This window comes from Vibrio sp. M260118, assembly GCF_036533755.1.
Taxonomy (GTDB): domain Bacteria; phylum Pseudomonadota; class Gammaproteobacteria; order Enterobacterales; family Vibrionaceae; genus Vibrio.
Map to the genome: position 1 here is coordinate 1 of NZ_JATABG010000106.1, position 10,042 is coordinate 10,042.

General features: G+C 43.7%; 9 protein-coding genes and 2 pseudogenes. 6 read left to right on the top strand and 5 right to left on the bottom strand.

Annotation, left to right across the window (positions count from 1 at the left end; all coding sequences use genetic code 11):
• Positions 1-87: pseudogene (locus tag QTO00_RS08540) on the bottom strand (phosphoenolpyruvate synthase regulatory protein); the annotation flags it as partial.
• Positions 88-243: 156 nt separating this feature from the next.
• On the opposite strand from QTO00_RS08540, the gene ppsA reads away from it, so the two are divergent.
• Positions 244-2,631 (top strand): phosphoenolpyruvate synthase, encoded by a 2,388-nt coding sequence (ppsA, locus tag QTO00_RS08545; protein ID WP_331424289.1) that lies wholly within the window; start codon positions 244-246, stop codon positions 2,629-2,631.
• Between the two features lie 49 nt (positions 2,632-2,680).
• Here the strand turns inward: ppsA and QTO00_RS08550 are convergent, their stop codons facing one another.
• From QTO00_RS08550 to QTO00_RS08560, 3 genes are all read right to left on the bottom strand, one after another.
• Positions 2,681-3,934, bottom strand: coding sequence for a peptidoglycan DD-metalloendopeptidase family protein (locus QTO00_RS08550; protein ID WP_331424291.1), 1,254 nt, complete (start codon positions 3,932-3,934; stop codon positions 2,681-2,683).
• Positions 3,935-4,134: 200 nt separating this feature from the next.
• A complete protein-coding gene (locus tag QTO00_RS08555; protein ID WP_038201468.1) occupies positions 4,135-4,437 on the bottom strand; it encodes an isoamylase early set domain-containing protein in 303 nt (100 codons plus the stop codon).
• Between the two features lie 116 nt (positions 4,438-4,553).
• On the bottom strand, positions 4,554-5,165 hold the full coding sequence (locus tag QTO00_RS08560) for a hypothetical protein (protein ID WP_331424279.1): 612 nt from the start codon (positions 5,163-5,165) through the stop codon (positions 4,554-4,556).
• Between the two features lie 71 nt (positions 5,166-5,236).
• Here QTO00_RS08560 and QTO00_RS08565 point away from each other — a divergent pair, with 71 nt between their 5' ends.
• From QTO00_RS08565 to QTO00_RS08585, 5 genes are all read left to right on the top strand, one after another.
• Positions 5,237-5,644, top strand: coding sequence for a GFA family protein (locus QTO00_RS08565; RefSeq protein ID WP_331424280.1), 408 nt, complete (start codon positions 5,237-5,239; stop codon positions 5,642-5,644).
• A gap of 84 nt (positions 5,645-5,728) precedes the next feature.
• On the top strand, positions 5,729-6,394 hold the full coding sequence (locus QTO00_RS08570; protein WP_331424281.1) for a YoaK family protein: 666 nt from the start codon (positions 5,729-5,731) through the stop codon (positions 6,392-6,394).
• A 238-nt stretch (positions 6,395-6,632) separates the two neighbouring features.
• Positions 6,633-8,003, top strand: a complete 1,371-nt coding sequence (locus tag QTO00_RS08575) for a YjiH family protein (protein ID WP_331424283.1) — start codon at positions 6,633-6,635, stop codon at positions 8,001-8,003.
• Between the two features lie 177 nt (positions 8,004-8,180).
• Positions 8,181-8,657, top strand: coding sequence for a molybdopterin-dependent oxidoreductase (locus QTO00_RS08580; protein WP_331424285.1), 477 nt, complete (start codon positions 8,181-8,183; stop codon positions 8,655-8,657).
• A complete protein-coding gene (locus tag QTO00_RS08585) occupies positions 8,647-9,768 on the top strand; it encodes a GGDEF domain-containing protein (protein WP_331424287.1) in 1,122 nt (373 codons plus the stop codon). Before QTO00_RS08580 ends, QTO00_RS08585 begins: the two co-directional genes overlap by 11 nt.
• 159 nt (positions 9,769-9,927) lie before the next feature.
• On the opposite strand, the pseudogene pstB reads toward QTO00_RS08585, so the two are convergent.
• Positions 9,928-10,042 (bottom strand): annotated as a pseudogene (pstB, locus tag QTO00_RS08590) (phosphate ABC transporter ATP-binding protein); the annotation flags it as partial.

Here is a 10,042-nt window from a genome sequence, read left to right on the forward strand (position 1 = left end):
TAAAACAACATGACCTAAAGTTTCACATGTTATCGCCGTACCATCAGAAACATAGAACACATCACGACTTTGACTATCAATTTGCATTTTATTTTAAACTTTAAAATTATTTTGAGTAGGATGGTCCCCATAATATCGATAATAAAACCCGGCTTGCTGTTACGGCCCCCACAGCTTTAAAAATTCCCTGTGAATTTTTTTACGCTGCCACGTAATCGTTTGCCTATTCCCTACAAAGCTGCAATGTTTCTGGAGAAATACATGCAAAAGAACACCCTCTGGTTCAATGGCCTATCCATGGAAGATGTCGACAAAGTCGGCGGTAAAAATGCTTCGCTTGGTGAAATGGTTTCTAACCTTTCCAATGCTGGCGTTTCTGTACCCAACGGTTTTGCTACCACATCTTATGCGTTCAATCAGTTTTTAGATTTTGAAGGACTGGATGACCGCATACACCAATTATTGGATGAACTAGACGTTGATGATGTAGACGCTCTGCGTAAGACAGGTGCTACTATCCGTCAATGGGTACTAGAAGCCCCCTTTCCTGCTGACCTCGAGGAGGATATTCGTAACAACTACCAAGAACTGATTGGCAGTAACAGTGAGCTTTCAGTGGCTGTACGCTCATCCGCTACTGCAGAAGACTTACCCGACGCTTCATTCGCCGGACAGCAAGAGACCTTCCTTAACGTGAAAGGCATAGATGCTGTCCTTGAAGCAACCAAACACGTTTACGCATCACTGTTTAACGACCGTGCTATTTCGTACCGTGTTCACCAAGGGTTCGACCACCGTGGTATCTCGCTGTCTGCGGGTATCCAACGTATGGTGCGTTCTGATAAGGCCTCTTCAGGCGTTATGTTCACCTTAGATACCGAGTCCGGCTTTGACCAAGTGGTATTTATTACCTCTTCTTGGGGCCTAGGTGAAATGGTGGTGCAAGGCGCAGTGAACCCAGATGAGTTCTACGTTCACAAACCAATGCTTGAAGCAGGCAACGACCCGATTGTTAAAAAAACTTTCGGCTCTAAACTAATTAAAATGATCTACTCAACCAATCAAGAAATTGGCAAGCAGGTAGACATCATCGATACTTCCGAGCAAGAACGCCAAGACTTTTCATTAAATGATCAGGAGATCAAAGAGCTAGCCAAACAAGCGATGATCATCGAAAAGCATTACCAGCGCCCTATGGATATTGAATGGGCCAAGGATGGTATCGATGGCAAGCTGTACATCGTTCAAGCGCGCCCAGAGACGGTCTGTTCTCAAAGCGAGCAAAATGTTATTGAGCGCTACGAGCTAAACAGCAAAGCTGAAGTACTCGTAGAAGGTCGCGCGATTGGTCAGCGTATCGGCTCAGGCACAGTCCGTTTGGTTGACTCTCTCGATCAGATGTCTCTGGTACAAGATGGTGACGTGCTGGTGACAGACATGACTGACCCAGATTGGGAACCAGTGATGAAAAAGGCATCGGCAATTGTCACCAACCGTGGTGGTCGCACTTGTCACGCAGCAATCATTGCCCGAGAGCTAGGCATTCCTGCAATCGTTGGCTGTGGCAACGCGACAACTAGCCTGCAAGACGGTGCAACGGTCACGGTTTCGTGCTCGGAAGGCGAAACAGGCTATGTTTACCACGGAGAGCTTGAGTTTGAAGTTAAGCGCTCTTCGGTAGATGAACTGCCTATCTTGCCAACAAAAGTGATGATGAATGTCGGCAACCCAGATCGCGCTTTCGACTTCGCACAAATCCCTAACGAAGGTGTTGGCCTAGCGCGCCTAGAGTTCATCATCAACAAGATGATCGGCATCCACCCGAAAGCGTTGCTCAACTTTGATCAACAAAGTGATGAGTTAAAAGCTGAAATCAGCCAACGTATTCGCGGTTACAAAGATCCTATCGATTTCTACGTGAGTAAGCTAACGGAAGGCATTGCGACTATCGCTTCGGCGTTCTGGCCTAAACGAGTCATTGTTCGTATGTCTGACTTTAAATCGAACGAGTACAGTAACCTAGTTGGCGGTAAGGACTTCGAACCACACGAAGAAAACCCAATGCTTGGTTTCCGTGGAGCATCTCGTTATATCTCGCCAGTATTTGAAGACTGTTTCGAGCTGGAAACTCAGGCGATAAAACGTGTTCGCAATGAGATGGGGCTGAAGAACGTTGAGGTGATGATTCCTTTTGTTCGTACACCAAGTGAGGCAGCCTCGGTTATCGACTTACTCGCCAAGTTTGATTTACGCCGAGGCGACCAAGGCCTGAAAGTCATTATGATGTGTGAACTGCCGTCAAACGCAGTGCTCGCTGACGAGTTCCTAAAATACTTTGATGGTTTCTCTATCGGTTCCAACGATATGACTCAGCTAACGCTTGGTCTTGACCGCGATTCTGGTGATGTGGCTCATCTATTTGACGAACGCAACCCTGCAGTCAAAGTGATGCTACAGATGGCGATCGACGCGGCAACCAAGGCGGGCAAATACGTCGGTATTTGTGGGCAAGGTCCATCGGATCATGATGACTTAGCCGAATGGTTAATGGCTCAAGGTATTAGTTCTGTGTCACTAAACCCCGATACAGTCATAGATACTTGGCTCAAGCTCGGAAAAGTTAGCCAATAAAAAGGTTAGAAATACAATAAAGGCTTCCGTTTGGAAGCCTTTATTATACTTAACTCGCGTTAGTTTCAGTTTGCTGCTTCGCCAGTTCAATTTCTCGCTGTTTCAGCATCTCGTCCATCTCATCTCTGTGAGCTTTAAATGCTGCCATCTGCTTACTAGGAACTGAACTTGCCATCGGTATATTGGCTTTCATCGCGTTAACGGGTCTACCACGGTCAATCAATTCATAGTGAATATGCGGGCCAGTAACACGCCCTGTCGCCCCTGATAGACCAATTCTTTGACCACGAGAAACTTTCTGCCCTTTACGCACCAAAATCTTGCTTAAGTGAAGGTAACGTGTTTTATAACGACTGCCATGTTGAATCACCACATAATTGCCAGCATACGGGTGTTTACGAGTCATAATCACCACACCATCACCTGTAGACACAATTGGCGTACCGGTCGGTGTCGCCCAATCCGTCCCGTTATGAGGTGAGACACGTCCTGTCACAGGGTGCTTTCGCGTAGGGTTAAAGTGGGAACTTAGCCTATATCCACTATTGACCGGCTTTCTTTGGAATGCGCGCTGTAGGCTATCGCCTTTAGAATCATAGTACTGACCATCACTGTGTAGGTAAGCAGACAGGACACGACCACGATTGTAGATCTTAATCGCTTGTATCTCACGATTACCTGTCAATTGCTGACCAACAAACTGGCGCGACTGAACCACTTCAAACTTGTCACCCGCTCTTAAATCGCGAGTAAAATTGATCTTGTCTTTAAGCAAGCTAACTACTTGCTCGATTTCACTCTTACCCAAGCCAATAGCATTCACAGATTGAGAGAAGCTACCCTTAATTTCACCAACCATAGGGAAAGACTTCCAAACGCCCGGAATCTTAACATCGGTAAACTCATAGCTTCCGTCATCTAGTCGGCTATAAACCGCACGCTCAACCATACTGAACTCAAGCGCCATCTTACTTAGGTATCCCGTCTCTTCATCACGCCAAAAGCGCAAAGTGTTACCAGGACGGAGAGTATCCAATGCAAGATAATGAAGGTCCGTTTCCATGATTTTCATCAATTCGCTATAACCAAAGCCAAGCTGCTGAAAAATAGTACTTAGATTGTCACCTTTACGAATAACATACTCGTAGTTTGGTACATCACGAACCACATCACTGTCTGAAAAAAAATCACTGACTAACGTCGACTCGGGAAGAGAAAGATCAATGGTACGATGGGGATGACTCTGCTTAGATGTACTTGAAATAGCGATTGCCGCTAAAAGAGGCAAGCTCACCACCATCATCTTTTTCCGTCTAGACAGCTGTTGGAAGCGAGTCTTAAAACTTCTAGTTAGCAAAATTTGACCTTTACTCTGGATACACAAAGGCCTTAGATTACGAATTTATCCAGAAGTTGTCACCTGTGAAATGTCAGGTTTCAACGAAAAAAGGCGCGAGATGCGCCTTTCACTATCAACCATAGTCGATACGTCTAAATTAGCGCTTACATCTGATAGGTTACAACCAAGCCGTTATCTTCACCGAATCCGTTTGGTCGGTATTGGTCGGCGTTCGGATCGTTTACCCACTTTTCGTCATCCACTAAGTATCTGAATTCAAACTCACTATCCTTAGGGAGTCGAGTCTTAAACTTATACGACTTAGACTTAGCAACCTTTGTCATTTCTGTCGGTTGCCAGTCAAGAAAGTCGGCGACAATTGAAACCGTTTTGCCCACATCGTCAGCAGGAAGCTCGAAAGTTACCTCAACTTCATCTTTGGTCTTAAAAAAACGCTTATTGATCATAAATCACTCCGTTAACAACAATAAAATTCCATCTCATCACTTGCTAAGTTAAAGAATAAGCAACTAATCACACATTAACAATATCAAATTAAATGTGAGTTTTTGGGCACATTGGCCTACTGCTGTTCTAAGCTATCCTGCTTAGTTAACTTAAACAGTATAGTTACTATTTTTTTCGGTTCTTCAGACATCGCTTGACGCTCATCACGTTCCAATATTTTAACCGTTACCTGATCTGCATTTGCTTCAATAGAGTCCACTCGAATTCTATCACCGAGAAAAGCCGTTCCTTTTGAAACCAATCGTTGTCGAAACTCATCATATTTGAATACCGCTAGGTAATAGAAAACTCCCGAACCTTGATTGCTAACCGATAAGGAAGATAAGTAGGTGGTTGGATCTATCTCAACCAAGGTGCGGCTATCAACTGCGACAACCCCATGAACTGGACCATCTTCAAACGTGCCAGTCATAAGCGGAGATTGTTGCATATCATCAATGAAAGTAAATGCATTACTATCTGGTATTTTGACTGTCCACGGGTTGGCCGTTCTAATACCAAACACAGACTGCATAATGGGATCTACTTGGCTAGCTTGGCTTGGAAACTTGGCTAATATCTCTTCATCAGACATACTAAATCGATAGACGCCAGCTGCAGAAACAACAATCAGCAACACGATTGGAATAAAGAGAATAAGAGGAATTGGCAGTATGCGTTTCTTCATTGGCGTTAATGATGAGTTGGTAATGTGTAAATAACTTAGGCCATGTTAGCAGGGTATGATCAGGAGTTAAAATGGAACATGAAAACAAAATACGAATGGCAGACTGCAGTTGTGGCCAAGTCAATTTAGTTTGTCGAGGTGAACCAGCCCGCACTTCAATTTGTCACTGTTTCGAGTGCCAGAAACGAACTGGCAGTGTATTTGGTGTTCAAGCCCGATTTTACAAACATCAAGTTTCCTACAGTGGTGAGTTAGTTGAATACACTAGAATCAGCGATTCGGGCAATGAAGTGACTTATTCGTTTTGCCCACGCTGCAGTACTACCATGCTACTCAGGCTTCAAGCTGCGCCAGAGTTCACTGTCGTTCCCGTTGGCGTACTCAATCAACAAGATTTGCCAATGCCAAGCTTCTCTATCTATGAGGAGCGAAAACACGGCTGGGTTAAGTTTGATTGCCAAATAGAACACTACGCTTAGCTTAATGGGTCGATATTTCAACTTTACCTCTACCGATAACCCACTACTCACTCTATAATTGCGCCTTCAATTAAGGAGCAGACTTTGATAACTAAACTTCCCCGCTGGGTAGAATATGGCGCTTTTCTACTCGCCCTGTTAGCAGGTACGGTCAATGCCGTTGGTCTGCTCGGCTTTCAACACCAAGCCGTATCTCATATATCCGGAACTGTCACCTTACTTGGCACAACTTTAGAGGCATTAAACTCTCAGGTGGGACACCTTTTCTTCATCCTGTTGAGTTTCATGCTCGGAGCGGTATTAAGTGGGGTATTCATCTCAAATACTGCTCTTAAACTAGGGCGTCGCTATGGCGTCGCGCTGTGCGTAGAAGGTTTACTGCTGTTCGCAGCCTATTGGCTACTTAGCAATGATCATATTTCAGGTCAGTACCTTGCCTCAGCGGCATGTGGATTACAAAATGCGATGATCACCACCTACAGCGGCGCGATTGTCCGCACCACTCATATGACAGGGATAATTACTGACTTGGGGCTAATGGTTGGCGCCAAACTGCGTGGTGAAAGCTTTGACTACCGTAAAGCTAAGTTATTTGTGTTTATCTTTAGTGGTTTTTTGCTTGGTGGCATTGTCGGTGCCAAGCTCTTTGCCAATTACGCTATCGCTGCACTGTTGTTCCCTGTAGCTTTAGCCTTCATACTTGCTCTCACTCACTGGCGATTCCTCGCACATAGCCAATCGACTCATTAATTACCACCTAAGCTTGAAACAGACTAGCAAACAAATTAACATTTCCAACACATTTAACCGCAATTCAATGATTAAGCAAACTTTAATCATGAATACTTAGCGGTATTTATTGAATAGTATTGCAAGGACGCATGAAAATCTTTACTCTTGCGCCTCTTTGATAATTTATTGCTGTTTAGTGAATAGATATGCCTCCCATATGGCTATGCTGTTTATCTAATTGGAATTCGAGAAACGTATGCAAAATATCGCTCAATCATCAGAACAACCAAAGAGCAAAAGCAACTTTTGGATGTTCCTTATCCCTTCTATGATTGGATTATTCCTTTTTATGGCTCCAATCAGCTACCAAGGGAACATCACCATTCCTGTGGCGATTCTAGCTAAATCAATCCAAGCTGTTCTTGGCGAACATCTTGTTGGCCTAATTACCGCTATCATCGCCTTCATGGCCGTTGCCTCAGCGCTTTGTCGCGTCAAAACGCCCCAGTTTATTGCCAACAGCAACTTCTTGAACGGATTGTTTAACCCAAGCCCTTTATGGCTAGCTGTACGTCTAATTGGTGGTGCTGCTGTCGCAATGACCTACTTCCAAGTGGGCCCAAACGCGATTTGGCAAGAGAACACTGGAGGTTTAGTTCTAGAAGGTCTACTTCCAACACTGTTTTCAGTATTTATTTTCGCAGGTCTATTGCTACCCCTGCTACTTAATTTCGGTTTGCTAGAGCTATTTGGTACCTTACTAAGTAAGGTAATGCGTCCGGTATTTAACTTGCCAGGTCGCAGCGCTATCGACTGTATGGCTTCTTGGCTGGGTGACGGATCAGTAGGCATTCTGCTTACCAGCAAGCAGTACGAAAACAAGTTCTACACTCAGCGTGAAGCAGCCGTGGTGGGCACCACTTTTTCCGCTGTTTCAATCACGTTTAGTTTAGTCGTCATCGCTCAGGTTGAGTTAGAGCACCTATTTTTACCGTTTTACGGCGCTATTTGTTTAGCTGGCCTAGTCGCAGCGATTATTATCCCTCGCCTACCACCTCTAAGTTACAAAAAGAACACCTTTATTGATGGCACTGAACCAGATAAAGATGCAGACGCTATTCCACAAGGACATACAACTTTCTCTTGGGGAATGAACTTAGCGCTAAATAAAGCACAACAAGTAAAATCAATCAGAAGTGTATTTGGCGAAGGCGTTCGCAACGCAGTAGATATGGTGTTTGGTGTACTACCTGTAGTCATGGGACTTGGTACGATTGCACTGGTTATTGCAGAATATACATCAGTGTTTAGCTTCCTTGGCCAACCATTCATTCCACTGCTTGAGCTACTGCATATTCCTGAAGCGGCAGCAGCTTCGGAGACGATTGTGGTTGGCTTTGCCGACATGTTTATCCCAGCCATTCTCGCGGCATCAATTGACAACGAAATGACGCGTTTTGTTATCGCTGCAATGTCTGTTACCCAGTTGATCTACATGTCTGAAGTGGGCGCTCTACTATTAGGTAGCCGTATCCCGGTGAACATATTCGAGCTATTCGCCATCTTCATTTTGCGTACTTTAATTACGCTGCCAGTGATAGCAGGTGTTGCTCACCTAATCTTCTAAATCTATTTGATTATTTGATTGATTGTTAAAAAAGCTCCTTCGGGAGCTTTTTTGTTTCGACTATTTTCTACTTAGAACTCATCCTCGCATTCACATAACCAATTAAAATTCCCATACTGATAATGTCATAATATACTTAATGACATATTTCATAATAATTTTACGCAAGGAGTGTTTATGAGATGGCTTGCGGCATTGGTTTCTCTGTTTTTAGCCTGCCAGACGATAGCTTCTCAGCTTATTATTCGCAACGGAGAACAGCCGATCATCGAAATGTCACATCACGATATTACGACCAAACTATCCGAAACCTCCTTCACTACAGACCTTCCTTGGTACCCAGATAAGAACAAATACACAGGATTCAAGGTCTCCGAGTTATTGGAACATCTTAATATCGACGATGCTTTTGCGCTGACATTTGTCGCACTTAATGACTATGCAGCAAGCTCGCGAATGGAAGATATTTTGAAATACCAACCTATCATTGCTTACAAAATGAACGACAAAAAAATGAAGGTACGAAATAAAGGGCCTTATTGGCTGGTCTATAACTTAGATAAGAATGCTGACATTGATAACGCTTCCTACCATGCACAGATGGTGTGGCAAATCGACGAGATCATAGTTCACAGAAATACAGATGAGAAATAAAGACACAGATCAATTACCTCAATTACTTAAAAGAGCAAAGTACTTACTGCTTTTAATTAGTGCACTATTGATAGTCGCAAACTTCTATTTTCTAAACGAAACTAGGGAACATGCGAAGTCATACAGTGAGCAACAGAATCAGGCCACTTGGTTTCTATTTCAATTGACCAAGGAGTTTTCTGAGCTCAATGCTACCCTGCCGTTCGTAGCCCTTGATGAAGCGTCTAAGCAAACCGCTCTGCTCAAATATGAGCTAACATGGAGCAGGTTTGATCTACTTATCTCAAGCCGAGAGTCTGACAACTTCATTGGGCTTCCCGGTGCCGAGACGTTTTTCCTCGCTCTCTTTGATAATTTTAAAGCCCTAGAACCCAAGCTAAACTCGGAAAGTCCACAAGTAATTGAAGAAGTCAGCCAAGAGTTTGAAGCGCTTTATCTGTCTATGATCAGCTATGTAAATGCCAACTTCAGAGTGCAAAGTCCGCTATACCAAAATCAAATGGACCAAGCTCGTGATCTATTCAACCTGCAACTCACCAGTTTATTGCTCCTCATTGTCGGCGTGCTGATTGTTACTTATATCTTCCAAAAAGAGTCTCTCTATCACCGTGAGCAATCACTGACCGATGCCTTAACAGAAATCCCCAATAGATTAGCCTTTATGGAACATTTAACCGACCTGGAGTCGCGCGGTAAAGTATTTTCATTAGTACTACTTGACCTTAACGGTTTTAAAAAGATTAACGATAACCACGGGCACCAGGCTGGAGACTCGGCGCTAAAAACCATTGCTCACAGATTGCGCAGACTAAGCATAAGTTACAAACTTTCCACGTTTCGAATTGGTGGTGATGAATTTGCATTAGTGGTTAGAGAAATCCAACAAGACGAGTTAAATGCAGCAATCACAGACATTGAGCACTGCTTTAGTCAATCAATGATAATAGAAGGGAATCAGGAAGTGTCACTATCGACCAGTATCGGCATATCACATTACCCCTCTGATTCGACCAAGCTCCATCACTTAATTTCTATTGCCGACCAAAATATGTATGAAATGAAGTTTGCCCAAAAGGAAAACAGCAATAACGTTATTCCACTTCAAAAGTAATACACTGACGCTTTAATAGAAGATTCAGATTTCTAGAATCTGATGATGAGACAGTCTCGTCACAAATCGAAATCACAACGCCAGAACACAAAAAAGCCCCTCTTATAGAGGGGCAAGGTTCCATCGCTTATAGTTATAATTTTGAGTGCCAGTAAACTATTAGCCGAAATCACCATTCACGTAACCACGGGTGCGATCGTCTTGTGGATTGCTAAAAATGACTTGAGTGTCGTTGTGTTCAACCAGTTCCCCCATTAAGAAGAAGGCAGTACGG

What these genes read in the sequence shown, in the direction of transcription:
- QTO00_RS08575 (WP_331424283.1), top strand. Translation starts at nt 6,633, where the DNA reads ATGCAAAATATCGCTCAATCATCAGAACAACCAAAGAGCAAAAGCAAC.
- QTO00_RS08585 (WP_331424287.1), top strand. Translation starts at nt 8,647, where the DNA reads ATGAGAAATAAAGACACAGATCAATTACCTCAATTACTTAAAAGAGCA.
- ppsA (WP_331424289.1), top strand. Translation starts at nt 244, where the DNA reads ATGTTTCTGGAGAAATACATGCAAAAGAACACCCTCTGGTTCAATGGC.
- QTO00_RS08565 (WP_331424280.1), top strand. Translation starts at nt 5,237, where the DNA reads ATGGAACATGAAAACAAAATACGAATGGCAGACTGCAGTTGTGGCCAA.
- QTO00_RS08555 (WP_038201468.1), bottom strand. Translation starts at nt 4,437, where the DNA reads ATGATCAATAAGCGTTTTTTTAAGACCAAAGATGAAGTTGAGGTAACT.
- QTO00_RS08550 (WP_331424291.1), bottom strand. Translation starts at nt 3,934, where the DNA reads ATGATGGTGGTGAGCTTGCCTCTTTTAGCGGCAATCGCTATTTCAAGT.
- QTO00_RS08580 (WP_331424285.1), top strand. Translation starts at nt 8,181, where the DNA reads ATGAGATGGCTTGCGGCATTGGTTTCTCTGTTTTTAGCCTGCCAGACG.
- QTO00_RS08560 (WP_331424279.1), bottom strand. Translation starts at nt 5,165, where the DNA reads ATGAAGAAACGCATACTGCCAATTCCTCTTATTCTCTTTATTCCAATC.